At 64.1% G+C, this 25,977-nt stretch carries 17 protein-coding genes and 1 pseudogene; 7 read left to right on the top strand and 11 right to left on the bottom strand.

The annotated features are described in order from the left end of the window. Nucleotides 1-50 precede the first annotated feature (50 nt). Nucleotides 51-1,307, bottom strand: a complete 1,257-nt coding sequence (locus AC0VX6_RS25750; RefSeq protein ID WP_475466497.1) for a HEPN-associated N-terminal domain-containing protein — start codon at nucleotides 1,305-1,307, stop codon at nucleotides 51-53. A 524-nt stretch (nucleotides 1,308-1,831) separates the two neighbouring features. On the opposite strand from AC0VX6_RS25750, the gene AC0VX6_RS25745 reads away from it, so the two are divergent. Then, a complete protein-coding gene (locus AC0VX6_RS25745; RefSeq protein ID WP_475466495.1) occupies nucleotides 1,832-4,906 on the top strand; it encodes an Eco57I restriction-modification methylase domain-containing protein in 3,075 nt (1,024 codons plus the stop codon). Continuing rightward, nucleotides 4,903-5,358 (top strand): NUDIX hydrolase, encoded by a 456-nt coding sequence (locus AC0VX6_RS25740; protein WP_475466493.1) that lies wholly within the window; start codon nucleotides 4,903-4,905, stop codon nucleotides 5,356-5,358. The genes AC0VX6_RS25745 and AC0VX6_RS25740 overlap by 4 nt, the downstream gene beginning before the upstream one ends. 154 nt (nucleotides 5,359-5,512) lie before the next feature. Here AC0VX6_RS25740 and AC0VX6_RS25735 read toward each other — a convergent pair whose 3' ends face one another. The 6 genes and pseudogenes from AC0VX6_RS25735 to AC0VX6_RS25710 all read right to left on the bottom strand — a co-directional run bounded on the left by AC0VX6_RS25735 (nucleotide 5,513) and on the right by AC0VX6_RS25710 (nucleotide 17,607). After that, complete coding sequence (locus AC0VX6_RS25735) at nucleotides 5,513-5,977, bottom strand: NUDIX domain-containing protein (RefSeq protein ID WP_475466491.1); 465 nt, start codon at nucleotides 5,975-5,977, stop codon at nucleotides 5,513-5,515. A 45-nt stretch (nucleotides 5,978-6,022) separates the two neighbouring features. Further along, the gene (locus tag AC0VX6_RS25730) at nucleotides 6,023-6,376 is read right to left on the bottom strand and encodes a DUF397 domain-containing protein (protein WP_475466489.1); all 354 of its coding nucleotides are present in this window, start codon (nucleotides 6,374-6,376) and stop codon (nucleotides 6,023-6,025) included. After that, entirely contained in the window at nucleotides 6,373-7,116 is a 744-nt protein-coding gene (locus AC0VX6_RS25725) for a DUF5753 domain-containing protein (RefSeq protein ID WP_475466487.1), read from the bottom strand. Before AC0VX6_RS25725 ends, AC0VX6_RS25730 begins: the two co-directional genes overlap by 4 nt. Nucleotides 7,117-7,142: 26 nt before the next feature. Next, a pseudogene (locus tag AC0VX6_RS25720) lies at nucleotides 7,143-7,576 on the bottom strand (transposase); the annotation flags it as partial. A 561-nt stretch (nucleotides 7,577-8,137) separates the two neighbouring features. Beyond that, entirely contained in the window at nucleotides 8,138-8,695 is a 558-nt protein-coding gene (locus tag AC0VX6_RS25715) for a hypothetical protein (RefSeq protein WP_475466485.1), read from the bottom strand. After that, nucleotides 8,689-17,607, bottom strand: coding sequence for a DNRLRE domain-containing protein (locus tag AC0VX6_RS25710; RefSeq protein WP_475466483.1), 8,919 nt, complete (start codon nucleotides 17,605-17,607; stop codon nucleotides 8,689-8,691). Before AC0VX6_RS25710 ends, AC0VX6_RS25715 begins: the two co-directional genes overlap by 7 nt. A 485-nt stretch (nucleotides 17,608-18,092) precedes the next feature. On the opposite strand from AC0VX6_RS25710, the gene AC0VX6_RS25705 reads away from it, so the two are divergent. Then, on the top strand, nucleotides 18,093-19,595 hold the full coding sequence (locus AC0VX6_RS25705) for an FG-GAP repeat protein (RefSeq protein WP_475466481.1): 1,503 nt from the start codon (nucleotides 18,093-18,095) through the stop codon (nucleotides 19,593-19,595). A 478-nt stretch (nucleotides 19,596-20,073) separates the two neighbouring features. Here the strand turns inward: AC0VX6_RS25705 and gltX are convergent, their stop codons facing one another. From gltX to AC0VX6_RS25685, 4 genes are all read right to left on the bottom strand, one after another. After that, nucleotides 20,074-21,489 carry a glutamate--tRNA ligase gene (gltX, locus tag AC0VX6_RS25700; protein WP_475466480.1) on the bottom strand — a complete coding sequence of 472 codons (1,416 nt, stop codon included), beginning with the start codon at nucleotides 21,487-21,489 and terminating at the stop codon, nucleotides 20,074-20,076. 77 nt (nucleotides 21,490-21,566) lie between these two features. Beyond that, nucleotides 21,567-21,911 carry a DUF397 domain-containing protein gene (locus tag AC0VX6_RS25695; RefSeq protein ID WP_475466478.1) on the bottom strand — a complete coding sequence of 115 codons (345 nt, stop codon included), beginning with the start codon at nucleotides 21,909-21,911 and terminating at the stop codon, nucleotides 21,567-21,569. A 41-nt stretch (nucleotides 21,912-21,952) separates the two neighbouring features. Beyond that, nucleotides 21,953-22,171, bottom strand: a complete 219-nt coding sequence (locus AC0VX6_RS25690) for a DUF397 domain-containing protein (protein ID WP_082768597.1) — start codon at nucleotides 22,169-22,171, stop codon at nucleotides 21,953-21,955. After that, nucleotides 22,168-23,010 carry a helix-turn-helix domain-containing protein gene (locus AC0VX6_RS25685; protein WP_475466476.1) on the bottom strand — a complete coding sequence of 281 codons (843 nt, stop codon included), beginning with the start codon at nucleotides 23,008-23,010 and terminating at the stop codon, nucleotides 22,168-22,170. Before AC0VX6_RS25685 ends, AC0VX6_RS25690 begins: the two co-directional genes overlap by 4 nt. Before the next feature lie 253 nt (nucleotides 23,011-23,263). Between AC0VX6_RS25685 and AC0VX6_RS25680 the strand changes: the two genes are divergently transcribed. The 4 genes from AC0VX6_RS25680 (at nucleotide 23,264) to AC0VX6_RS25665 (ending at nucleotide 25,974) form a co-directional block, all read left to right on the top strand. After that, nucleotides 23,264-23,794 (top strand): ATP-binding protein, encoded by a 531-nt coding sequence (locus AC0VX6_RS25680; RefSeq protein ID WP_475466474.1) that lies wholly within the window; start codon nucleotides 23,264-23,266, stop codon nucleotides 23,792-23,794. 10 nt (nucleotides 23,795-23,804) lie between these two features. Continuing rightward, nucleotides 23,805-24,029 (top strand): hypothetical protein, encoded by a 225-nt coding sequence (locus AC0VX6_RS25675; RefSeq protein ID WP_475466472.1) that lies wholly within the window; start codon nucleotides 23,805-23,807, stop codon nucleotides 24,027-24,029. A 636-nt stretch (nucleotides 24,030-24,665) separates the two neighbouring features. Next, the gene (locus tag AC0VX6_RS25670; RefSeq protein WP_475466470.1) at nucleotides 24,666-25,190 is read left to right on the top strand and encodes an ATP-binding protein; all 525 of its coding nucleotides are present in this window, start codon (nucleotides 24,666-24,668) and stop codon (nucleotides 25,188-25,190) included. A gap of 265 nt (nucleotides 25,191-25,455) precedes the next feature. Continuing rightward, nucleotides 25,456-25,974 (top strand): hypothetical protein, encoded by a 519-nt coding sequence (locus tag AC0VX6_RS25665; RefSeq protein ID WP_475466468.1) that lies wholly within the window; start codon nucleotides 25,456-25,458, stop codon nucleotides 25,972-25,974. Nucleotides 25,975-25,977 lie beyond the last annotated feature (3 nt).

Below are 25,977 nucleotides of genomic sequence, written 5' to 3'. Positions count from 1 at the left end.
TCCTAATTTAGTGCCATGCGATCTTAGTTCTAAATATATAAGCGGGGTTCTTATGAGAAAGGGTCGCTATCTGCGTCAATCTCCTTAGGAGGAACTTTTTTGTAGGTCCGCTCGATCCTAAAGAGCTCCAATGAATCTTTCTCTAGTTTAAGAAAAAGCCCTGACCTGCCGACATCCCTTTTGGAGTCGATGCATCTTTCGTTCGGCACATCTAGTACGACACACTCCCTTCCTGTCACAGCAGAAGTGTACCGAAGTCCGTCACATCCGCCAGTATCCTGCCCGTGCACCCTCAAAATATACTCAACAAGAATTTGCGTCGGCACGTAGTCAATTTGCTCATAAGTATCACGAGCGGGTTCCGTTAGCTGGTTCACGAAGTCGTGTAAGAAAACAATTCCGTCTCGCTCAATTGACTTGTCGATGTCAAATTCCGAAGGAATTTTGGGCAGTCTCCTTTTGGATAGATCGACCACTTTTGCTGACTGAAGCAGTTTGAACTTCCCTGCTGTCACGTATGAGTCTGAGGTTCTCACCAAGCTTTCCCTTAAAGCTGTCTCCTTGTCTTCGGCACCGTAGAACATGGGAACGCCTGCTGGGCTCATTCTGTTTGCTTGTTTAGAGTTCGTGTGTTTGATTGTTCCAATCTCTTTCGCCGACCACGATATTTCCTCGTCAGAGTGAGTTCTGGCCCTCCAAAATTCTTCCCCTTCATCGAAATCATGATATAGACAGTGAAGGTTTATAAACTCGCCCAATGCATGCAGCATCTTAGCAGGGGGTACTCCGTTTGGTCCGCGCTCTTCTTCCTGCCAGTCTCTCCGGAGCCAGAAGACGTAACGCCCCTCGTGCTTTACTGCCTCACAGAATCTTTCCCATCCCGCTTTAAGCTCCTCATTTAAAGAAAGATGTAGGTAATAAGAATCTGACCATGTTTTGTCAAGAATTGCATTGCAGACTGCATTGTGAAGCTCCTCATTCTTAAATATATGGTGATACTCATCAACCAACTCCGGCGTATCTAGGGTTCGGCCTACATACTCGCCTTCCTCTCTATCCCAAAAAAGCTCTCCTTCCGCATCTTTGTACCGAATAGAAACGCCCTGCATGAACGCTTCTACCAGAAAATCGAGCTCGGCCGCAGGATTCCTTCCACAGAAACTACAGGCGGCATTTGAATCTGACACACTTTCAATCTTGTGGGAAAGAAATTCTTCGCCCACGCAATTCCCGCAAACCCAAACGTCAGGAGTTGGCTGCCATCCCTGACCCATTATTTCTTCCATGTGCCTCTTGGCCAGCCCCATGATCGCCTCCAGGATCTCAAATATCGCCAATAGAAAAGAAGCAACTATAGTATTATACCTCGATACTGATTTTTTTCATCCTCTTTCGCGAAGTTGTAGCACGAGCCCAGCTCAGGGTGGCGTCATACCGTCGTAGCAACGCCGCATGTCAACGGGGATGCCGATGGGGACAAGACGGATACTCACCACGTGAGCGGTGCCCGGCTACCTGTACTCGCCCGGAAGGGGCCAGTGCTTCAAGAGGTTCACGCCATGCACAGAAGCACCCTCGTACGGCAAGATTGGGCTGGACCGGGACGAGAGCTAGAGGTGCCTCTGTGGATGACTTGCTGGACAACGCGAACGCGACGGACATCCCCTGGGAAGCACCCTCGGACCTCCCCAAAGCGCTGCATGTCGACACCGTGCTGGTCGGGGACCTGCCCGACGCACTCGAGGTCGTCGTCGCCCACAGCCAGGCCAGGCCCAAAGCCGAGGACCTGCGACGGCTGTGGAGGGCTCGTTGGGGCAAGAGAGCGGCACCCGTGGCCCTCGTAGTCCAGTACGAGTCCGCCCACGGCAACCGGGCCGCGGTCTGCGGCCTGCGCGAGGACGCCGACGTCGTGTTCGACCTTGACGTGGAGCAGGTCGAACGGGTGGGCATCGCCGCCTTCGACTCGCCCACTGTCCTCGAGGGGGAGCGCTTTTTCCAGAAGCTGCTCTCGGACCCGGTGGAGAACCAGATCGCCGGGCTCACGAACACGGGTCTGTTCGCCTCCCACGAACTGCGCGTAGGAGTGCCCCAGCGCCCCGACTGGCAGGAGCAGAAGGCTCTGGCCCGGTCTCTGGTGGCGCACAGGGGGTCAGGTCTTCTCAACGCACTCGGATACGATGTCTCCTCCTACCGGTCCGCGGGATTCCTCCTCAGCACGAAGGACGGTCCGCGCCGTGCGGTGGCGGTCCTGGTGGAGGACAGTGAGCACTTCGACCGGCCCTCCTCACGCCTGAACGCCGAGTCCCCGGTGCTGTACGGGCTGAGCATGGCTCAGCAGCAGGAACTTCCCTGGCTGCTGCTCCTGCGCGGAACCCAGCTGCGGTTGTACTCGGCCAAGCCCCAGGTGGGTGTGGGACGCAAGGGCCAGACTGAGACCTACGTCGAACTCGACCTCGCCTTGCTGGACGAGGACTCCGCCACCTACCTGCCCCTGCTCTTCCACGCCGACGCCCTGTCCCCCTGGGGCAGCGTCGATGAGATCCTGCAGGCCTCCGCCAACCATGTGGCCGCCCTGGGAGCGCGGCTGCGCGAGCGCATCTACACCGAGGCCGTACCCGCGCTCGCCGTTGCCGTGGCCTCTCACATGGGGGCTGCGAGCGAGGAGGAGCTCGAGGAGGCCTACCACCGCACCCTCATCATCCTGTTCAGGCTCCTCTTCGTGGCCTACGCGGAGGACCGCGGCCTCCTGCCCTACCCGGGAAATCCCCGCTACACGCGCAAGGCGTTGAAGACCCTGGCACGGGAGTTCGTCGACTCCCCTGGTGAGGAGTTCGACGCCAACGCCACGGACCTGTGGAATGACCTTTTGTCGGTGTGGCGCGCCATCAACGACGGCAACGAGGAGTGGGACGTCCCTGCCTACAATGGCGGTCTGTTCGCCGACGACGAGCGGCACCCCTCTGGCCGGGAGATCGCCCGGATGCAGCTCACCAACGCCGAGATCGGCCCGGCGCTGCGGGCACTGTTGGTGGACACCTCCGACGACGGGGTGTTCGGCCCGGTCGATTTCCGCAGCCTGTCGGTACGGGAGTTCGGCACGATCTACGAGGGCCTGCTGGAGTCCTCGCTGAGCATCGCTCCCACCGACTTGTCCCTGTCCAAGGACAAGTCCTATGTCCCGGCCAAGACCGGCCAAAAGGTCGAGGTCCCAGCCGGACGGGTGTACTTCCACAACGCCTCCGGCAAACGCAAGGCCACCGGTTCCTACTTCACCAAGTCCTTCGCCGTAGAGCACCTGTTGGACACGTCCCTGGAACCGGCACTCACTCAACACCTTGACCGGCTCCGCGCGCTGATCGACCAGGGCGAGGAGACGAAAGCCGCCGAGGCGTTCTTCGACTTCCGGGTGGCGGACCTGGCGATGGGTTCGGGCCACTTCCTCGTCGCCGCCATCGACCGGATCGAACGCCGGTTGGCGACCTTCCTCACCGAGCACCGGCTGCCTGCGGTGACCGAGGAGCTGGAGCGGCTCGTCCAGATCGCCCGTGAAGCCCTGGGTGACCAGGCCGAACGGGTGGAGATCGGGACGTCCATGCTGCTGCGTAGGCAAATCGCCCGGCGCTGCATCTACGGGCTGGACCTGAACACGATGGCGGTAGAACTGGCCCGCCTGGGTATCTGGATCCACACCTTCGTGCCGGGTCTGCCCATGTCGGCGCTGGATCACGGCCTGGTGGCCGGGAACAGCCTCACCGGGATGGCCACCATCAACCAGGTGCTGGACGTCTTGGACTCCAACCGAACTCCAGGGCAGGCCAGCCTCTTCGCCGAGCAAATCGAGACGGAACTAGAGAAAGCGCGGACCCGACTGCTCCGGGTTGGCAGAACAGCCGAGGCGACCAAGCAGGAGGTGCACGCGGCCCGCGAGGCGCACGCGCAGGCCCTGCAGGAGGCAGAGGACGTCAAGGCGCTGCTCGATGCGGCCGTAGCGGTCCAGATGGGGGCCGTGCCTCTGCCGATGGACCCGGAGCAGGCCATCTCACGAGGTAAGAGCGAGGAGGCGCGCGAGGCCGTCGCCGCGGTCCGCGCCACGCACTTGCTGTACCAGTTCCCCGAGGTCTTTCTCCGTCCGGAGGGGGGCTTCGACGTGATCCTGGGCAACCCGCCGTGGGAGAAGGTCCGGTGGGAGGCCGCCTCGTACTGGGTTGGTGTTTCTCCTGGTCTGATGGCGCTGACCGACAAGGCGCGTGAGAAGAAGATCGAGGAGTTGCGGGCCGAGCGCCCCATGGAGGCCGGGCGGGAGCAACAAGAGCGGGAGGAGCGGGAGATCCTCCAGGACCTCTTCAAAAAGGCCTACACACTGCGCGGTGGCACCCATCTGGAGTTGGCGCAGCTCATGTTGGAGCGGGCTCTGCGCTCCCTGTCCCGCACGGGTCATCTGGGGTTGGTGCTGCCGCGCCAGAGCATGGTGCTGGCAGGATGGAAGAAGTTGCGGGGCCACCTGGCGGGTTCCCATGACCTGCGTATCGTCCAGGGGCGTAACGACAGGGAGTGGATCTTTGAAGAGGTCGAACTGTTTCGTGCCGGGTGTGATGGAGGCTCTGGTGTGTCCTGCGTTCTTCGGAGTCGGATTTCTGGATTCTGGGACCACGTGACCTCAAGGAGGCATCGTGGGACGTCGTGGATACCCCACCGAGTTCCGCCGCAAGGTCTTGGACCTGGTCCAGGCCGGGCGCAGCGCCGAGGAGTTCTCCGGCGGACCGAGCTCCGTGCACGCGGAGGTGAACCGTGCTGGGTTCTCGCTGGTTTTCGCCATACGCCCGAGCTCCGCGCACGCGGAGGTGAACCGCCGATGACTATCAGCGCGATACCGGCGAGCGCCCGAGTTCCGCGCCCGCGGAGATGAACCGAGTCCGTACGCCGTCGAAAGCGAGCCCTCCCATGTCCGGCACTCCCTATGCGCCGCGTACGTTTCCCGTCTCAGTCAAGGGCGTCGTCGTCCGTCACGGGCGTGTGCTGCTGCTGCGTAATGAGCGCGATGAGTGGGAGCTTCCCGGAGGCAAGATCGAGCTGGGGGAGACTCCGGAGGAGTGCCTGGCCCGGGAGATCGAGGAGGAGACGGGCTGGCCGGTCACCGTGGCACAGATCCTCGATTCGTGGATGTACCACATCACCCAGGTCGACAAGCACGTCTTCATCGTCACCTACGGCTGCCGTGTGGACTCGGACGCCCCGGTTATGGTCTCCAGCGAGCACAAGGAAGCCGGTCTGTTCACCGAGGACGAGATTCCCCACCTGACGATGCCGGAGGGGTACAAGCGGTCGGTTCTCGCCTGGTTCGCCCAGCCGCGAACGTGACCGCCACGCCCTCCGTCCGCTGGCTCTGGCTGCTGCCCGAGGCGTGCCAGGCCTTGGAGACGCGGCAGCTGGCGGTGATCCTGCGCTGCTACCGGAAGCTCATGGGACTCTCCCAAGTGGCGATGCCCCGGACGTGGGGTCGTGTGGACCGGGGTCAGGCGCCCCGCGTGGTGGACCTCGACCATTTCCGGATCGTCTGCTTCGACTCCTCGGTGAGATCGCTGTCCCCAAGCTGGTTTGGCTGCACCCAGCGGTAAGCGGTGTGCTCGTCGGACAGAACGACCTCCGCCCCGTCATAGGGCAGGGCGAAGGTGTACTGCCGGGCCCGGCGACCGCTGCCCGATACGTAGTCGAACACCGACACGAAATCTGGGTCAAGGTCGAGGCCACGGACCCGTCCCACCTCCTCGGCGAGTTCCCGTGCCAGCCCCTCAAAGAGGGTTTCGCCCGCGTCGACACCGCCGGAGGGCAGCTCCTCGATCCCGGGGAGGAAGTCATCCGAGGTGCTGCGCCTCAGGATCAGTACCTGCCCGAGGTGGTGGATGACCGCCCCGACAACGACCTTGCCGATCCCGTCGCGGCGGGCACTCTCCGACAGGGCTTGAACGTCGATACTCATGAGCCTGACACTAGCCTCGCCCCAGCCTGTCCAAGGCAGGATTGTTTACGCGGAGACGAGGGCGCCGCGTGGGTGCTCGCCCCTCAGTTCACCGGCCAGAGCGCCCGCGTGGAAGGCGTCCCACTCGGCTTTGGTGTAGGTCAGGGCGGGGGAGTTGGAGATTCCGGTGTCGGTGAGGGTGAAGCCGCCGTCGGGGAGGAACGTGGCGTGCAGGCGTCTGAAGACGGTTCCGCCACTCACGACCTGGTCGAGGAAGTACTCCCAGTCGGCGTGGGGAACGGTGAGCGTGGGACCGCCAGGGTTCTTGGTGTCACCGATCTCGATCACACCGTCTCGCGGCGAGCGAACCTGGACGCAGTTCGCCCCGGTGCTGCTGTAGCTGGACTTCGTCCATCTCATGGGTTCTCCTCCAAGATCTTCCCGATGACCTCGGCCGACTGTATCGGGGACAAAGCGACGGACTGGATCTGGTCGTAGGCCGCTTTGTAAGCGGCCAGGTCCGCCACACCCTCGACGTAGGTGTTCATGCCTCGGCTGTCCATGTAGACCACCGGAGGCAGATGGTTTCCTGCGTCCAGGATGGCAAAGGGGCCATCCAGCCCGGCATGCGCACCCACCGATTCAAGGACGACCTGGATGTTGACGTTGGGTTTCTGGCCCATCGTGAGCAGGTGGGCGAGTTGCGCGTCGCGAATCTCTCGGCTCCCGATCACCCTGCGGAGAGCGTGTTCTTCCACTATCGACCACAGCTGTAGCGGGTCCATCTCTCGATGAAGGACTCGCTGTCTGTCCATGCGCAACTTGACCAGCTGGTCAACCTGATAGGGGAGAAGCAGCGGGTTGGCGCTGATCAGGGTGCGCGCGTACTCCGAGGTCTGAAGCAACCCGGGAAGAATGTGGGTCTGCCAGTCTTTGATGCCGATGGCTACCTCTTCGAGCCCCAGGTACTTCTCAAGGTTCCTCCCGGGCAGGTTCTGCTCGAAGGTGGTCGTACTGTTGCTTCTTGGTCGACGTGACTGCGTGCCGAGTTCCAAGAGCGCCGGACGTACGTTTTCGTTTGCCTTGTAGACGGTGAAGAACAGGTTGAGGTCGGCCTTCGTGACGGGGGCCTGTCCTCGCTCGATCTTGGGGTGTGTCAAGTTAAGGGTGTAACTATTTTTCCTGGTCAGTGGCGTGTCGCGGTCAATCGGCTGTCGAAAGTCAGATCGAATGCGTTCAGCGCCCGCTTCCACCTCGAACTCCACTTCACCGCGCCCGCACCCGTCGAGTCCAGAGCCATCAACGCCAGATAGACGCACTTGAGCGCGGCCTGCTCGCTGGGGAAGTGCCCCCGCGCCTTGACCGCCCGCCGGATCCGGGCGTTGATCGACTCGATCGCGTTCGTGGTGCAGATGATCCGCCGGATCTCCACATCGAAGGCCAGGAACGGCACCATCTCCGCCCAGGCGTTCTCCCACAACCGCACGATCGCCGGATACTTGGCCCCCACTGTTCGCTGAACTCAGCGAAGCGGTCCACAGCCGCCTCCTCGGCCGCGGCCGTGTAGACCGGACGCAGCCCCTGAGCGATCTTGCGACGATCGGTGAAGGAGGCGTAGCGTCACGCGCCGTCTGCTCGCCCTGCTGGCCCTCCACCCGGACGGAATGGGCACCGAGTTGTCTCCCGTGTAGTGGGGTACAACCCGGTAGCAGATCGTCTCACCGTTCTACACGCGGGCAGGGATCGCTTCCTCGTACACCTTCATGGTCGATGTGTTCACGTTGACGTAGAGGAGAACGAGATTGCGCAGATCACCCCCGTCACCGCCAAGCTGATGGCCGAGCAGGGAGCCGCAGTGGAAGACGCCACCGCCGTGGCAACCTCGCGAAATGCGCTCCCAGTTAATCGGGAATTCGGTTCGCGTGCCGACGATCGCTGTGGGCTCGGCATACAGTGCCCAATTCCCTGTTTTTCGTCGTTGAGTGCCAGTCTCTACCAGTGTTCACTCAATGGGAAAGATGGGCTGGGCGGCTTGCGGCCTGTAGTGTACCAGCACGGTTCCCGACAGGCGTTACTTCTCATCCTTGCTGGGGATATTTGGAGAATGGAAGTAGATCCCCATTGGCGGCCAATTTACTATTATCAAGAAATTTAAGCTGCGTGCCAAAGAGTGTGATGGCTTCAAGGTGAAATAGATCTGAGTTCCACCCCGCCGGACCTTGGCCATGAATCCTGGGTGAATACTGGACATTCGATGCTTCTCGAAAATAGATTGTACAAGTAATCTACGGACGTCATTTTGTAACGACACCAACGTGAGCCAAAGTCTGTAGCCACCACCGACCATTCGTCTGGAATTCCAGTGGCATCCCAGAAGAGGCTTGCGCCATTATCGTCGCCTCCCCAGTATATGAGATTGGAGAATTGGACGAAGTCAGTACCCTCCTTTTCCATGCCTAGGGGAACGATTCGACCCCTCTCGAAGCTTACTGAGTCTTCTCCGTAGATGCGCCTCAAGCTTTCTTGGTGGGACGCCTTGTTTTCGAGAACCCTTGCGGCGTTTGCAACAATGAATTGACCATCAACAATAAACCCAGGCCCTAGCCTAGCGGATAGCTCCAAAAAATCTAGCGGCAGGTGCCCGATCCAAGCATTCTTTCTGAAGGTAATTCCTGCGCCCTCTGGCATTGTCTCTGTATTTTTGATCTTTCCCATGAGGAGGTCAAGTTTTTCTACCATGATCCGTTGGCCACCTCTTCTTCGCACCAGTGCCCGGGGTCGGAATGTGCATTCGCTTCATTGGTGATGCACGCGTTGATGTTCAAAGCTCCGCTTCCTTGTGCCCTATAGTAAATATGTGTGGGAATTTCTACTCCATCTTCATAGATAGGAATGACCTGAATTGATACTACTTGCCCTGCGCTTACTGCATTAGCTACCTTGGTTTCGATAGTGCTCATGTGTTCATTGGCGCTTCGGTGTAGAGTCACCAAGTTGAATGGGTCATCTCCACTGTACCCCAACCGATCTGCCCCCAAGTGTCCCCTGTTGTATGCCCACTGTTGGTTGGGTAGCTGGTAGTTATTTGGCACGCTGCTTGTCATGGTTCCTGGCCATCCTGGAGGGTCGATGCTCTTGTTTGCAGGAGTACCTTGGTTGAAATCATAGTCATTACAGAACAGCCCCAGTACGCCGATCGCCCTCTTTTGGGGGGTGTTAACGCCCTGCATCACCACGCGAGAGTTCTCGCCGCAGTCGGGATTCCTGGGGAATCCAGTCGGGCGATTTCTGTACGCGATGACCGTGTCTTCGAATTCTACTGCTAGGTCACTGTAGAAATCGAGCTGGTAACGCTTCGCTTGTTTCTCGATATCTTGGTAGCTGGTGAGTTGGAGTTGCTCGATTACCTGTGTGAATGAGTCGTCGACGAACTGCTCAAGCTCGGAGTCCGTGGTGGCCTCGGCAGCTGGGCGGGCGTGCTCCGTAGCGAGGACTGCGGCCAGGATCTCCCTCCACGGCGGTGGTGGAGGAGGCGGTGGGGGCGCCCAGACCATAGTCCCGCCACCGTAGTAACCATTGCTATTGCTTCCACCATTCCAGGGGTATCCACCTCCATCGGGATTACCCCAAGGAGAGTCGGGTTTAGGGCCTTGATTGCGCCCTGCCCAATACTTGGATACACCCCTGTTGGGGTAGCAAGGTCCGCCACATGTGCCATCGGCCAATTGGCCAGGCTCCAGGAGAGTGCCAAAAAAAGCAGTAAACGGGTTGGAATATCTCCTCAGTCGCCAGACGACACCGAGCCCTCTGCGTGCAGTGTTCGTCGCCCTGTTGGCGTACTCCTCCAGTTGCCTGATTCCCTGTTCGATGTATGTGCGGCTGGGCAGAAGGTCAGGCCAGTGTCCGCTGGGGTCGATGGCGGTCAGGGGTGTGCCGTTGGCGTAGGTGTACCGGTTGGCCTGGATGGACGGGGACGGGTTGAGGGTCCAACTGTCCCGGGAGGAGAACCCGCCCGTGGTCGGGTCGTACCATCGGGCGTGCATGTTGACGCGGCCGGTGTCCGGATCGGTGTACTCACCCTGGTAACCGAGCGTGCCCGTGGCTCCCTGCTCCGCGCGGATCTCGCCGAAGGGCGAGTAGGCGCGGGAGCCGCTGACCGTTCCAGAGGCCGGGTCCACGGATGCGATGACGTCACCGTGGCCATCACTGAGGGCGAGAGTTGCGCCGCTGCCGTCGGCGGCGGCCGTGGAGAGGGGGGCACCGTTGATGTCGCGGGCGATGAGCTCACCAGCGGCGTAGACCGGGTTGTTGGTCTGGTCGGCGTAGCGGATGCCCTCACCGCCGCGCTGGATGAGGCGGTTCAGGGCGTCGTAGGAGTAGATGACCTCGCCGTCGCTGATCATCCGGCCGCGCGCGTCGTGGGTGAACGCCGTGGTGGTGCCCTCGGAATCCGTGGTCTGGGCCAGGGTTCCGCGCGCGGTCCAGGTGTAGTCAGTACCCGCGGCGGTGAGCAGGCGGTTGCGTGCGTCGTAGGCGGCGTTCTCCTCGCCTGCCGAGGTGCGGTTGCCCGAGGCGTCCCAGGTGTAGTCGGTGACAGTGCCCTCGGGGTCGGTCCAGCTGGTGAGGCGGCCCGCCTGGTCGTAGGTGTAGGCGTTCTCGCCCGCTCCGGCGGTACCGGTCGTGGTCTTGCCGGTGAGGCGGTTAGCGTCGTCGTAGGCGTAGGAGACCGAGACCAGGGGTGCGGGGCCGGAGAAACTGGTGGCGTCGGTGACCAGACGGCCCTGGGCGTCGTAGTCGAAGAAGCGCTCCACCCCCGCTTCGCCGTAGACGACGCTGTCCAGACGGTTGGCACCGTCATAGGAGTAGTGGTGGGTGAGTCCGGTGAGCGGATCGATGGCGGTGGCCAGACGACCGGCGGTGTCGTAGGCGAAGCTGGTGGTGCCCGCCGCGTCGCTGCGCTGGGTGAGGTGTCCGTCCGCGTCGTAGAGGAAGGACGCGTTACCCGAGGGGCCCTCGGCGGTGAGGAGTTCGCCCCGGTCGTTGTAGGTGTAGGCGTTGGAACCCACCGTCGTGGGACGTCCGGCCAGGTCGTAGCCGAAGACATCGGTGCTGGTGTCGGCCTCTGCCCCGCTGCCGCTGACTTCGGTGATACGGCCCAGAGCGTCGAAGGTGCGCTTCTGCACCACACCGCCGGGCTGGTGCTCCTCGATCGGTTGTCCGGCCGCGTCGTAGACGGTGGTCCAGGTGCGCTCCTCCAGGGCCGGGTGGGCGTCGGTGGCCGGTTCGATCACGGACTCGGGGAGCCCGTGGGAGGTGAAGGTGTACCAGGTGGTGTTGCTGCGTCCGTCGGTGAGGCGGGTGCGGTTGCCGCTGGCGTCGTAGCCGAAGGTGGTGGTGACGGACGTGGTGTCGTCGACCGGTTCGGTCAGGGACGTCACGCGCCCCCGGGCGTCGTAGGTGCTGGTCGTGGTGTGGCCCAGCGGGTCGGTGACGGACACAGGGTGGGAATCGGCGTCGTAGTCGGTGCTGGTGGTTGCCAGCGTGCTCCCGGAGGCGTCCTGGACCGCGGTGCCGACGGCTCGCCCTGCCAGGTCGTAGGTGGTGCGGACCATGGTGCCCAACGGGTCGGTCACAGCGGTCCGCAGTCCGGTGGGGCCGTAGGAACGGGACGTGGTCTGGTCGGCCGCATTGGTCTGGGTGACCGGCTGCCCCGCTGTGTTGTAGGTGGTCGAAGTGGTGACACCGGAGGGGCTGGTAGTGGCGGTGAGGTTTCCGGCGTCGTCATAGGCGTGAGTCGTGGTGTGGGCGCTGGGGGTGGGGTGGCGTTCAATCTCGGTCAGGGTGATCTGGCGGCCGAGGTCGTCGTAGGTGGCCTCGGTACGCGCCCCGGTCGGACCGGTCGTGGAGAGCTGTTCACCCAGCAGGTCGTAGGTGGAGGTGGTGACCGGTGCGGTTCCGCCTTCCTCGGCCGGAGGCTCGGTGATGCTGGTGAGGTTGCCGAGCTGGTCGTAACCGTAGGAGGTGACACCGCCCAGAGCGTCAGTCTCGGAGGCCAGACGGCCAGTGCTGTCGTAGGTGCTGGTGAGGGTCGGCGTCAGGGCGGTGGAGGAGTTGGGCGGGGTATAACCCGGGAGCGTGGTGGTGACCGGACGTCCCACACCGTCGTAGGTGGTGGAGGTGACCTGGCCGCGCGCGTTCTCCTCGTGCGTGGTCTCACCGAAGGTGTTGTAGCCCAAGACCGTGGTGGGCCGTGCGGTGGCCGCTTCGGTGTTCCACTGTTCGACGGTGACGGCTGGACTCTGGGTGGTGGTGAGCCTGCCGAGGGCGTCGTAGGTGTACTCGGTGGTCGCGCCTCCGGGGCTGGTCGCGGAACGCACTAGGCCGCGCTCGTCCAGGGTTTGGGTGGAGGTCAGGTCCTTCGCGCCGTTCTCGATGGTGCGGCTGGTCCAGGCACCGGTGATGTCGCGTTCGTAGGTGACGGTTTCGGTGCGGTCGCTGCCCGCGCCGGTCAGGGTTTCGGTGAGAACCGCTCCGCCCGCGTCGTAGGTGTAGGAGGTACGGCGGGCGAGCCCGTCCGGGTCGAGGACGACGGCTGTGGTGCGACCGGCGACATCGATCTCTTGGACGGTGGTGACCGTGCCGTTGCCGGTGGTCTCCCGCACCAGGTTGCCAGCGGTGTCGTAGGCGCGTTCGGTCAGAACGATGTCGCGGGTGGAGCCGTCCGCGTCGCGGAAGCCGACACGCACCTTTTGGGCGAGCAGACCGTCGTCGTGGTAGGTGTACCGGGTGGTGCGGCCCATTGCGTTGGTGTGCTCGGCCATGCGCCCCACGGGGTCGTAGGCGTAGGAGTCCAGGACCACGTCGGTCGCGGGCTGCGGGTCGTAGGGGTTGCCGGTGTAGTCGGTGAGGATGACCTCGGCGATATCACCGCGCGGGGTGTGCTCGTAGCGGAAGGTCGCTCCGCCCGGCATCGTCCGGGTGTCCTGGTTGCCGTAGACGTCGTGGGTGTAGCTCTCGCTCTGCCCCTCAGCGTCGGTGACCGACTTCAGGCGGCCGTGACCGTCGTAGGTCCGTGTGGTGGTCCGGGCTTCGTCGGTGCCGACCAGGTCGCTGACGGTCTCAGTCAGTACACGACCGTCGGCGTCGTAGGTGTAGGTGGTGGAGGCCTGGTGTGAGTCGCCGGTGACGGCGTTGGTGGTGACCGGGCCGGTCATGGCGGTCACCCGTGAGGCGCCGTCGTAGGCGGAGGTCGTGGTGACGCCGTCGGGGTGGTCGTCGGAGATGACGGTGCTCGACGTCTCCCGGCCGAGGGCGTCATAGGTGTACTCGGTGACTAGTCCGTTGGGAGCGGTCACCCGGGCCAGGTCACCAGTGGCGTAGTACTCGCGGGAGGTAACGCCGCCTCGGCTGTCGGTGGAGGTGAGCAGCAGCCCGGCCGGAACGGTACCCCTGTCGACTGCCGTCTCGGTGCCGTCGCTGAAGATGTGGGTGGCGGAACGGCCTTCGGGGAAGTCCGGTGTGGCGGGGGTCGTGGTGGAGACCCGATCCCCGAAGGCGTTGTAGCCGTAGGCCGTCAGGTACGTGTCGTCGTCGGGACCGGCAGAGCGGGCGTCGCGTTCCGCGATCAGCTGGTCGTTGCGCGGGTCCAGCGGATCGTCGGCGTTCAGGTAGTGGTCGTAGTAGCTGGTGGAGCAGGACGTCTCATCGTCGGCGTCACGGCACGTGGTCTGGGAGACCTTGTTGCCGCGCTCGTCATGTCCCATGCGCGTCACGGTGCTGTCCGGTGCCGTGGTCGCGGCGAGGAACCCACCGGTGTCGTAGGCGAAGGTGGCCGTGTGACCGGCGACGTCGGTCTGCGCGATCAACCGGTGCCCGTTGAGCGGGTCGTAGGTGTAGCTGGACTCCCTCTCGTGAGGGTCCGTGATCGTCACCGTGACCGTTGGGTCCTCCGGGACCGCCTCCTGGCCGTCGCTCGCCAACGTGCCCTGCTGTCCGGTGAGCACATGGTCCGAGAGCTGGTAGGTGGCGCCGTGCGCGTCAGTGTAGGAGGAGACGCGCTCGTTGACGGAGTCGTAGTCCAGATGGACGTGGCTGCGTCCGCTGGGCAGCGTCACATCGGTGAGCTGCTGTGCGACCGCGGCTGCCTCGTGGTGCTCGGCCACCGTGCGCGCGCCCAGAGGGCGACCGTAGACGGCGACCTCGTCGATGTCACCGGTGAAGTGGGAGATATCGCCGCTGGTGGCGGGCCAATCCCTCCAGTACCCCGCACCCGCGTACACATAGCGCTGGTCGTGCTGGGTGATCTCGCCGTTCAGGCTGCCGACTTCGGCGCCGTCCAGGTAGAGGGACTGCATGTTACCGGAGGCGGTCAGGGCGGCGTGGTGCCAGGCGCCGTCGTTCACCGCTGCGCCGGAGGTGATGGGGTCGGCGGCGCCGTTCCAGAACTGTCCGCGGAGCTTTCCGTCCGTACCGACGTAGAGCGCGGGCGTGTACGACTCGGAGGACGCCTCCGCCAGGCTGTGGTCCTGGTAGCTGAAGAGCACACCGCTGTCTGACGTGCGGAACCACAGTTCCACCGTCAGATAGGGGGTGTCGGTGACCAGCCAGTCCGGCAACTGCACGGAGGACGAGGCGCCGTTGAAGGTCGCCGCCGTTTCCGGGCTGCCAGAGATGGCCCCGGTGGCGCCGAGCTGGACGTCCTGAAACGTACCGGTGCGCTGGTCATCATCGAGCAGCAGGTCGCTGACCGCGTCGGTGGTCCCGTCGGACTCGCCGAACCTCCAGTAGGCGACCGGTCCGCTGTCGTGGACGACGGTGCGGTAGTGGGAACCGTCGGTGTGGGTGTAACGCGTGCAGGCGTCGGCCTGGTCCTGCGGCCCGCAGACCGAGACGAGTCGATCACCGTTGTAGGTGTAGGTCCACGTCAGCGGGTCAGCGTCGGTCTGCGGAGGAGCGGTGGTGACAGCGGTGACGTGGCCGTCCTGCCAGGTGAAGTCCAGGCTACGGCCACCCGGGCTGGTGACGGTGGTCAGTGTGCCGTCCGACGCGTAGTCGAAGCTCTGGGTGCGTCCCCGGAAGTCGGTGACCTCGATGATCTGGCCGGAACTGTCGAAGACGTATCCGGTCTGGTTCTTGTCGGTCAGCTGCCAGCCGTCCTCTTCCGTGGCGGTGAGGGTGGCGAAGCTGCCGAAGGGCGGGGCGTAGGTGCCGTCGGGGTTGTGACCGAAGCGGACCTGGCGGCCACCGGGGTAGGTGACGAGAACGTTGCCGGTACCGTCGGCGTCCGGTTCCACGCGCATGTCGAAGCGCGTGCTCCATCCCGCTCCGAAGGCGTTGTCCGTGCGGGGGTCACGGCTGTTGTAGGTGCGGTTGATGGCCAGCGCGGGACCCACCGCGGCGACGGTCGCGTCGGTGTCGACGGTCGTGTAGTTACCGATCAGCGGGTCGACCTCGCGGCCCGCCCCGCTGAGCCCACCGCCACCCAAATGGGAGGTGATAGCGGGCTGCTCGACAGCGGTGACGAACGGATAGTAGGAGCTGCTCGGGCTCTCCGTGTCTCCCTCACGGGTCTGCAGACGCCAGATGAACTGTTCGCCCCAGGCCAGGGTGTCAGCTGGAACGGTCCAGGTGCGGTTGTCCAGCCAGCCGGAGTTCACGCATTCGGTGGGTTCTTCGGAGGTACCGGAGCAGACCTCGAACCAGTACTCCACGGTGGCGTCGGCTGGCCAGTGGTCCAGGCTTTCAGCATTGGCGAAGAGGGTCGGGGTGAGGCTGCCGACCTGTGCGCCAGGCTTGGGATAGACGTCGTTGATGCGTGGTCCGATGTCTTGGGAGGCGACGGAGACGGTGGTGACCGGTACATTCTCGGACGAGAACCAGTGCTGGTCCCTCAACCTCTGCATGTCGAAGTTGAGCAGATAGTCGCCTGGAGGAAGGGAAGGGATACGGGCGTCGAGCGTCGCTGAGTCGTCCGGGGTGAGGCGCTCGTTGAGGCGGGTGAAGGCTACGGCGTCCATGAGGTCGCCGCTGGCAGCATCACGTACGCGAGTGCCCAGACGGAACTCGTCCCATCCCTGCGGCTCCCACGTCATGTCGCCGAGGTTGGTGACGGTGACGGTGACCTCGCCGCCCTGGTGTCCGGTGAGCGGCTGGGTCTGGGAGTCGACCTCGTAGCGGGCGCCCCAGGCGCTGTGGGTGATGTTGAGGTAGGGCCTGTTTGCGGACTGTAGGCTGCCGAAGCGCTTCCAGTCGGTGCTGGCGTCGAAGTCGGCCCACAGGGACAGACCGTGGTTGGGGACGGAACCGTCGACCCAGCCCTGGACCAGGTCCACGCCTTTCTTGCCCAGGTCGATGGTCTCCCACTCCGAACCGCCGCAGTTCTCACCGTGAGAGAAGGAGTCGGTGGCGATCGCGGAGCTGGAACTGCCGGGGCGATTGTTCCAGGTGACGGTGCCCGAGGACCATGACTCCTCAACCTGGTGGACACGGACCTCGCGAGGGCTACAGGAGGAGGACCAGTGGTTGAACAGGCCCAGGTCCGCGTTGAGGATGTACCGGTTGTTCAGTTCACTGCTGACGTCATCGAACAGCAGATAGCTGATCGCTCTGCTGGCACCGCCGTTGTAGCTACCGACCTTGAGTTCATCGTCGCCGCTGTAGTTGGTGGTGGGCCAGTCGTCCTGCACGAAGGCGTCGCCGTCTGAGTCGACCTCGACCACGCTCGGGTCCACCTGGACGGGATAGACGCGTTCTGGATCATCGAGCCAGGTGTCGTCAAGCTCCAGGGTCAGGAACCACGAGCCGTCGCGCTGGTCCAGACGGTAGTGGACGTCGCCGGAGATGGCGGGGCCACCCGTCGCCGGGTCTGTGGAGGAGTCCTCCATCCAGCCGGTCGGGACGACTGCCTGCACCTGTCCTTCTGCGTCCCGGAAGACCACGGCGCCCTGGTCGTCCAATTCCGGGGTCAGGTCGTTGAATTGCAGTTCGAAGGACCACTCCCGGGAAGCGTCCGGCGAGTTGAGGATGATCGTCTCCTTGACCATCCCGGGTCCCGCTTGCAGTGTCAGGTCCGCGTCGGGCCGTACGTCCTCATAGCGGACGGTGTCATCCCGTACCTGGCCGGAGACGTTGGAAGCCTGTTCCAGGCCGAAGGTGACATGCTGTTCGCCACCCTTTTCGGTACCGAGTGTGACTAGCTCGGGTGAGCTCCCGTCAGTGGAGATGGTGAGCTCGGTTTCCTCGGCGGCCATGGCGACATGAGACGGTGCACGGCTGCCTGCCGACTGTGAGCCCACGGCCTGGTCAGCCGGAACCAGAGTCGTGTCGATCTCCTGCCATGTCCCGTCCGCATCCTGGAAGTGGACCGGCTCGGTGTAGACGCGGGTGGTGACGGTGCCGTCCGGGTTGAGGAAGTCCTTGGTGAAACGGGTTCGCTTGGAGACCAGCTCCTCGCTGAGCTCCGGATCGAAGCCGGTTTCGTCCGGACCAGCGGTGTCGACGGTCTGCGGTGAGACCTCGACCGGCTCGGCCTCCGGCTCCACCGGAACGAACGGATCCGCGCTGCCCGCGAGTGGCAGGGCATCGTCGTCAGCTTCGAGATCTTGGGCGGCCAGATCGTTACCACCGTTGACGTCCGTGTGTTCCGACGCCACTTCGTGGTCACGCCCGGCCGCGCTGCCACCGCGCTGCTCAGGACCGTCAGCCGAGGCAGGCGCCGGTGCCGCGAGCGCGGCTTCGTTCAGAGCTGGATACGCCAGCAAAGCGGCGATCAGGGCGAGTACAACAACACCGATCAGCGACCGAGTGCAGATCCTTCTCAAGGTTCCGTCACGGTGAGACGTGTACACGCAGTTCCTTCGCTCCCAGGCCTAACAGCAACGAACCGGCTGGGCATGGCAGCATGCCCAGCCGGTTCATCAGAACTTGGACACTGTAGAACAGGAAGTATTAAGTAAGGGCAACAGGACCATAACTTCGTCAACTTCTCTTATGTGTTCACATGGGTACATAGAGTGTCGTAATCACCCTGAGACGAAGAGCCGCTAATGTGCCGCCGTTCACCCGTTGCAGTCGAAGGGAAGTTATGAAACGCGAGCGCTCCCCGTGGTCTCCCTCCGGGAAGTGGATGGCGGCCTCAGTGGGGCTGCTGGTCTTCGGCGCTGGCGTGAGCTACCTGACTCTCACCGCCGCGGACGATAACCGCGCCACTCCTTATGACTTCAATGGCGATGGTTACCCTGACCTGGCCGCCGGGCTTCCTGGAGACACCATCAGCGGCCACAGCGCCGCTGGCTCGGTCGCCATCACCAATGGGATGGTTTCCGGCCTCAGTAGTTCCGGTTACCTGCTCAACCAGAGTTCAGAAAGCGTCCCGGGTGGACCAGAGCAGGATGACAACTTCGGTCAGGCTCTGACGAGCGGTGACTTCGACGCCGACGGCTACGCTGACCTGGCCGTGTCCAGCTCGTTCGAAGCGATAGGTGACACCCAGGGGGCTGGTTATGTCACCATCCATTACGGGAGTGAGGGCGGGCTCGTCAACACCCGGAGCCACGCTATCCACGAGGACATCACTAGTGTTCCCGGGGCCACCGGGTGGGATGAGATCTTCGGCTACTCCCTGGCCGTTGGTGACCTCAACGGGGACGGATACGACGATCTCGCGGTCGGGCAACCGCTGGACCAAGCCGATGACGTGCCGAACGCGGGAACTGTGAGGATCGTCTTCGGATCCGGTTCCGGGCTGGACAGTGGATCGGCGCTCTGGATCGATCAGCTCACGCCCAACGTACCCGGCCGGCCAGAATCAGGAGACCGTTTCGGCGAGCAGCTCGCCATCGGCGATATCAACGGCGATGGCAAGGATGATCTGGTAGCCACGACTATAGGCGAACAGATTCCCGCCAGTTCCGATCGGGGATCCGTCCACGTGATGTTCGGTCCTTTCACGGACACACCGACTGGCAGCAGTTACATCGACTCCGCCTACATCGACGGTATTGGGGAGTTTTCCGGAACCGCCCTGGCTCTTGGACGCTTCAACGACGACTCCTACGTCGATGTTGCCATCGGGGTCTCCGATCAGAAGGTCGGAGAGGACGGCGCCGCTGGCCGGTTGGCGATCCTTTACTCCAACTCCGAGGGTCTCTCCCACGAAGATGTGGAACTGGCCGACCAGGACACCCCTGGTGTCGCTGGAGGGCCAGAGCCGGAGGATTACTTCGCCGCATCGCTGGCCGCGGGCGACGTGGACGGTGACGGGATCGACGACCTGGTCGTGGGTATGCGCAGCGAGGCCCTGGCCGGATACCCGGGTGCGGGGGCGGCCACGGTCCTGTTCAGCAATCCTGACGGAGGCATCTCCACCTCGGACACTGTCTGGATCGACCAGGACGTTGACGGAGTTCCTGGCGTGATTGCCAAGGACGACCACTTCGGCTGGACCGTCGGTGCGCTCGACACGAATGGCAACGGACGTGCCGAACCGCTCATTGGCGCCCCTGGCAACGCTGCTGGGACGGTGACTTTGCTTAACATGGAACGTGGTTCTCTGGTTTCCGCCACCGCTTACTCACAGGCGGACCTGGGGCTCGACGACGGTACCCATGGAGACGCGTTCGGTATTGCTCTGCCGAAGTGATGAGGTGTTCTGGCCGGACCGCTCGTGTCAGCTCAAGGCATGTGTGCGGTCTGCCGGGCACTTCAATCTCCTCGTTCGGTGACAAAGTATCCGATAGCGGACACCTATCCACCGAACCGAAGCAACATCAGTCCGTCACCCTCGCTCCAGAGGTGGCCAAACAGGAACTGGGTGACCGCTGTCCGGGGGTGCCCCCGCGCGTCACCACATGGATTAGCCGGTGTTACCCGCGTCCGCTGTCTCAACAGGTCCGGCTGTGCCGGGCACTCACCGACATCGAGATCGAACATGAACCGTCTCCCGAGCAGGCGGAGGAGGCGTGGTGGTGGCTGGAGGCATGGTCACGTGACATGGCGCAGGGCCCGCCCCCGCATCCGGTGCGCTGGGTGCTCACCGGTCAGCGGGACGGGCCCCGGGCGTCAAAACTGCTGGAGGTCTTCCCTCCGCATCTGGCGCCCCTGCGGCTGGCCTCGGCCCGTCAGGCGTTGAGCCGCTCCAGCGCCGCGCGCAGCCGCTCCAGTGTGCGCTCGCGGCCCAGCAGTTCCAGCGACTCGAACAAGGGGAGTCCGACCGTGCGGCCGGTGACCGCGACCCGCACCGGCGCCTGAGCCTTGCCGAGCTTGAGCCCTTGGGCGGCCCCGGCTTGCTCAAGGGCTCCCTTCAAGGACTCGGCGTCCCAGGTCAGGGACTCGTCGGAGAAGGCGGCGATCGAGGCGGTGAGCATCTCCGCGCCGATGCCGGGCTTCATGACCTTGGTCCAGCTCTTGTCATCGAAGACGGGCATGTCCAGGAACAGGAAGTCCACGTTCGGCACGATCTCGCTGAGCACCGCCACCCGGCTCTGCGCCAGCGGGGCGATCGTGGCGAAGACACCCGGGTCGAAGTCCTCACGCCGCCACGGCACGTCCTCACCCTCCAGGTAGGGGGAGCAGCGCTTGACGAACTCGTCCACGTCCAGGGCGCGGATGTAGTCGCCGTTGAAGGCGCGCAGCTTCTTCTCGTCGAAGAAGGCGGGCGAGGAGTTCACATCCGACAGCGCGAAGAGCGGAATCATCTCCTCGATGGGCATGATCTCGCGGTCCTCACCCGGCGCCCACCCCAGCAGCATCAGGTAGTTGACCATGGCCTCAGGGAGGAAGCCCTCGGCCTGGTAGGACTCCATGGCGACCTTGTCCCGGCGCTTGGACAGCTTCTGGCGCTTCTCGTTGACCAACACCGGGGCGTGCGCCCACACCGGCGGAGTGTGCCCGAGCGCTTCCCACAGCAACTGCTGCTTGGGAGTGTTGGACAGGTGCTCCTCGCCCCGGATGACGTGGGTGATGCCCATCTCGACGTCATCGACCACGTTGGCCAGCACGAACAGGGCTGTGCCGTCGGCGCGGGCGATGACGAAGTCCTCCAGGGCCTCGTGCGGGAACTCCACCCGACCCCGAATCTGGTCCTCCACAACCGTGGGCCCGCCCTCGGGAATCCGGAAGCGCAGCGCTCGGCCCGGCCCGGCCTCCAGGCCGCGGTTCCGGCAGAACCCGTCATAGCCCAGGTTGGGATTGTCGCGCCGGGCCTGGACCTGCTCGCGGGTGCAGTCGCAGTAGTAGGCCAGGCCCTCCTTGCGCAGGCGCTGGGCGGCCTCGGTGTGCTGGTCGGCGTAGTCGGTCTGGGAGTAGGGGCCCTCGTACTGGGTGGCGTCTACGCCCAGCCAGGCCATGGCGGCCAGGATGCCCTCGGTCCACTCGGGGCGGGAGCGGGCGGCGTCGGTGTCCTCGATCCGCAGCACCATGGTGCCGCCGGATTGTCGTGCGACCACCCAGTTCAGCAGCAGGGACCGGGCGTTGCCCACGTGGAACATGCCGGTCGGGGAGGGAGCGAACCTGGTGCGGATCGAGGTGTCAGTCACGGCCCAGAGCCTAGCGTGAAGCCTTGGCGCCACAGGGCTGAAGCACGTATTCGCCTCTTTGGCGAAGGCAGGGTTCTCTACGCGGAGACGAGGACGCCGCGTGGGTGCTCGCCCCTCAGTTCGCCGGCCAGGGCGCCCGCGTGGAAGGCGTCCCATTCGGCCTTGGTGTAGGTCAGGGTGGGGGAGTCGGGGATGGCGGTGTCGGTGAGGGTGAAGCCGCCATCGGGGAGGAACGCGGCACGCAGGCGTCTGAAAGTGGTTCCTCCTGTCGCAACCTGGTCGAGGAAGTGCTCCCAATCGGCGTGGGGGACGGTGAACGTGGGCCCGGCGGGGTTCTTGGTGTCACCGACCTCGATCACGCCCACATACGGGACTCTGACCTGGACACACCCTTGAGGGTTGGTGCTGAGGCTCGACTTCACCCATGCCGTAGGCAGAACCTGGTCTTCCTGGGAAGGACGACTCACTTCAGCGCCTTGAGGGTGTTGAGGAGCCCGAACCACTCGGGGGTGGTGAAGGCGAGGTGGCCGAGCTCGCGGTTCTGGGTGTCGCGCACAGCCGTTGCACCGGGAAGGTCCGCGACCTCGACGCACTGGGGGCCGTCAGGGTTGCTGTGGCTGGACTTGCGCCACCGTGCGGTGTTCATGTCCATGCGGGACCTCGTCTCCGGTTCGCGCTTCATGCGCTCAAGTGTTCCAGAAAGGCGGTGGAGTCCGGAACGGAGAGCGCGCTGCCCTGGGTACGGCTGAACACCAGCCTATGGCGGTTGATCTCGGCCTCGGATTCCAGGTAGAAACCGTCACCGCGTGATTCGAGGAAGACCACGCTGTCCGCGTTGTTGCCATCGCTGAAGCTCAGGATGGTGAAGGGAAGGCCGCCCGCGGCATGTGCCCCGGAGGAGAAAGGGAGCACCTGGATCTCCACGTTGGGGCGCTGGCCGACGTCCAGCAGGTGGCGTGTCTGTTCACGCATCACCTCGGGTCCGCCGATCTGACGCCGGAGGGCAGCTTCGTCGATGACGACGAAGATCAATGGAGGCTCCTGGCGTTCCAGGATGTTGTGCTGTCGTTCGAGCCTGCTCTTCAACCTCTGCTCGGCCTGGTCGTTGGTGTTTCCGACGGAGGAGGCCAACAGCGCGGAGATGTAGGCGGGGGTCTGTAGTAGGCCGGGCACCAGGCCGATGTTGAACTCCTGGATCATCGTGGCCTCCGCTTCCAGACCGACGAAGGCACCGGGGAGGACGTCCTCGTACTGGAGCCACCAGGGTTTGTGGGTCCGCGAATCCCGTGCGATCTGGATGAGCTCCTCCGCGACATCGCTCGGCGCGCTGTAGAGCTGGCACAGCGCCATGATGTCTCCCGCCTTCAGGCGCTGGAAGCTGCCAGCTTCCAGGCGTTGGATCTTGGCGCGACTCCAGCCCAGGTTCTTCCAGACCTCGTCCTGTGTCAGCTTCGCCGTGTTGCGCAGGCGTCGAAGTTGGATGGCCAGGTAACGCCGTCGGACAGGCACGCCGGTTGCCATGGGTTTCTCCTCTGCTGTGACTGCTGACACCTGGCTGACAGTCTTCCAGGTCTGAAGTGAACTATTGCGACTTTGATGCAGATATTAGACGCTGCCCTTGTCAAATGAGGCGGCCTCATTTAGCTTGTGTTGCATTGAGCCTACACATCGCTGGACAGCGGCATAGGAGCCTCCACCTGTGGGGACGCCGCGTGCTCTCGTCAGCGTCTCTCTCCGCTCACCCCATGCACTTCTGACACTTGGAGGAAGCACGATGGATGGTTTTGGCGTACCGCGGCCGAGGCGGGCGGTGGAGGGAGAACCGAACGGGGGTGGACTGCCGCGTCGAGGGAGGGGCGGCACTGGGGTTCGCACGGCGTTCTTTGGGGCGGAGGTGACCCAGGCGCCGCAGATCCGTAGCTGGTGTCAGCGGGGCGCGCGGGTTCAGGCGCACCTGGCCTTTCCCTTGGTGCTGGTGGTCAGTGAACTGGTCACCAACGCCTGGACGCACACCGCCTCCGGCGCCCCTGGTGGCCGGGTGAAGATCCAGATGCGGCATCTTCCCGACCGTCTCATCCACCTGGCGGTCACCGACGACGGACCGCGCCCGGGACAGACCGTCTGCCTTCCGTGCCTGTCATCGGAGGTCGACACTCTGGCGGTGTGCGGACGGGGTCTTCGCCTCGTGGACCGTCTGTCCGTGGAGTGGGGCTGGAACGGCGAGCCCGGTACGCCTCTGACGGTGTGGGCGCACATCGACCCCTACGCGCCCGTCCCTGAGCCCGACGACGCCGTCGCGGCCTGAGCAGCCCGGAATGGCGTGGGACCGAAGCCAGGACGCCGCCCAGTACGAGGCCGCCCGCCTGCTGGAACAACTCCACCAACGCTGGTGGTGGGTGCTGTGGGGACCGGCTTCGCGCCGCTTCTTCGCCTTCCACCTCGGCCCGCATCGTGTTCCGCCGCTGAGCGCGGCCACACCGCAGCTGCTGGACGCGGTCATCCGCGCCACCGAGCGCGAACTTCGATCCCTTCGACCGTGAGCGGGAAGCGCAGCCCTGCCCGGGGCCAATGACACCCGCGCACACAACAGAAAACAAGGTGCCCCGACCGGTGCTTAGGACCACCGGACCGGGGCGCGATCAACCACCTGACCTGACCAGGAGGAAGACCGTGGAACACCCTATCGGCAGGCACCGCAGGCCCCGCCAGAGTCTGGCCGGGCGTGTATGGGCGCTGACTGCGACCATGTTGGCCATCGCCCTGGCCTACGTGTTCGTCCCCCAACACCACCGACGCCCCGGGCCGGAGCGGACTGCGATCACGCCGTCGCCCCGCCGCCGAGAACTGCCGCCCGCGCTCGTACCCGCTGAGCGACACCCTGTCCAGGAGCTGACGGGCCTTACCGGTGACCAGGTGCGGCGCACGAGGACGGCCCAGAACTCCCCACATGGGCAGAGCGTCCGCCACACACAGGCACCCCGCCCTCGTTCCGGAAACGAGGCTGCTCCCTCCACGCTCGATCCCGACGCTGGCACGCTGGTCCGCCCCTACATGCCGCCGCTGCCACGAGTCCCGGTCGGTGACCTGCTGGCCGAACCCGTGAAGGAGCAGTCCGACGACTTCGCGGACCTGGCCGCCGTCATCCGCGTCTACCTCGACAGGGTCGGGTGAGCACCATGACGACGACCCTCACTCCTGCCCCGGCTCCGGAACCGATGCCGTCCCCGCCCCGGCGGGCATCGACCTGGTGGGAGCATCGTGCCTACCGCTCGGACCTGGCCCAGGCCCGTCAGGTCCGCGCCGACCTGCGCGCCGATCTCGCAGGGTTCGATCCCGACCTGGTGGACACCGTGCTGCTGTGCGCGGCCGAACTGGCCGCCAACGCCGTCAAGTACGCACCCGAGGGCCGGGAGTTCCTGCGGGCCCTCGCCCTCCTGGACGAACGCACGCTGTGGCTGGCCGTGGTGGACGAAGGAGGCGGCACCGGCCTTCCCCGAATCCCGGACGACCGGTCGGACGACGAGTGGTCGTGGGCCGAGGGGCAGCGCGGCCTGATGCTCGTCGGCTCCCTCGCCCAGGCATGGGGTCACTACCCGGTGGGACCTGGCAGCGCCCGTTTGGGCCTCGGAGTCTGGGCGACCTTCCCGGTGCCACCCGACGAACGCCCCCTCGGGCTTCCGGGGTTCGTGATGAACAGCTGACCAGGCTCTGAACCTGGAACGTCGTGGGCGGCGCCTGTCCCGGGCGCCGTCCACCGTCATGTCTGGAAGCCGTTTTACTGGTGATGCTGGCCGACCGGAGAGTGTTTCCGCAGGTAGGCGAGTTGGACATCGAAGAGGCGTGAGCTTACCGACAGTTTTTCTCCGAAGGGTCGTCCGTAACCACTTGTGCGCAGGCCAGACGAGGGGCTACCTTCATCTCTGTCACGGAGAGTGACAAGAAAATCACTCCAGGGAGCCCTCTGTGGTGCGTGGATTCCTGCTGTCCCTGTCAGGCGCGTTGCTCCTGACAGGGTGTACCGCTCAAGCGGACGAGGCAGTCGAACCGGTCGTTCAATCCTCAGCCATTCCGTCCGAAACGGAAGCTCCGGAGAAGTCCCCGGAAGAAGAGGCCGTCGACACCTACCTGCGGTTCTGGGACGCGATCGTTCTCGCTTCGGCGGAAATGGACCCGGACCATCCGGACCTGGAGAAGTACGCCGTCGACCAGGCGCTCGAACTTGCACAGCGAGGCGTTCAGGGAGTCGCTGACGCTGGTGAAGGCATGGAAGGCGAGCCGGTTCCGACTCCTGAAGTGGTCTCCGCGGAGCCTGACGGTGAACCGAGGTCGATCGTGATCAGGGACTGCCAGGGAGCCGGTGACTGGAAGGTCGTCGGGGAACCCGAACCGAGGTTTGACGACGTGCGTGTGGACGCCAGGGTGAACCGGGACGTCTTCGCCTGGCGGGTCGTCGAGATGCAGCTGTGGGGGGATGACTCGTGCTGATCG

The organism is Nocardiopsis sp. iso_25 (assembly GCF_056173305.1).
The sequence above is the reverse complement of the archived record's forward strand: the minus strand, read 5'-3'. Positions and strand labels throughout refer to the sequence as shown.

What these genes read in the sequence shown, in the direction of transcription:
- AC0VX6_RS25670 (WP_475466470.1), top strand. Translation starts at nt 24,666, where the DNA reads ATGACGACGACCCTCACTCCTGCCCCGGCTCCGGAACCGATGCCGTCC.
- AC0VX6_RS25690 (WP_082768597.1), bottom strand. Translation starts at nt 22,171, where the DNA reads ATGAAGCGCGAACCGGAGACGAGGTCCCGCATGGACATGAACACCGCA.
- AC0VX6_RS25735 (WP_475466491.1), bottom strand. Translation starts at nt 5,977, where the DNA reads ATGAGTATCGACGTTCAAGCCCTGTCGGAGAGTGCCCGCCGCGACGGG.
- AC0VX6_RS25750 (WP_475466497.1), bottom strand. Translation starts at nt 1,307, where the DNA reads ATGGGGCTGGCCAAGAGGCACATGGAAGAAATAATGGGTCAGGGATGG.
- AC0VX6_RS25680 (WP_475466474.1), top strand. Translation starts at nt 23,264, where the DNA reads ATGGATGGTTTTGGCGTACCGCGGCCGAGGCGGGCGGTGGAGGGAGAA.
- AC0VX6_RS25740 (WP_475466493.1), top strand. Translation starts at nt 4,903, where the DNA reads ATGAACCGAGTCCGTACGCCGTCGAAAGCGAGCCCTCCCATGTCCGGC.
- AC0VX6_RS25715 (WP_475466485.1), bottom strand. Translation starts at nt 8,695, where the DNA reads ATGGTAGAAAAACTTGACCTCCTCATGGGAAAGATCAAAAATACAGAG.
- AC0VX6_RS25685 (WP_475466476.1), bottom strand. Translation starts at nt 23,010, where the DNA reads ATGGCAACCGGCGTGCCTGTCCGACGGCGTTACCTGGCCATCCAACTT.
- AC0VX6_RS25675 (WP_475466472.1), top strand. Translation starts at nt 23,805, where the DNA reads ATGGCGTGGGACCGAAGCCAGGACGCCGCCCAGTACGAGGCCGCCCGC.
- AC0VX6_RS25730 (WP_475466489.1), bottom strand. Translation starts at nt 6,376, where the DNA reads ATGAGATGGACGAAGTCCAGCTACAGCAGCACCGGGGCGAACTGCGTC.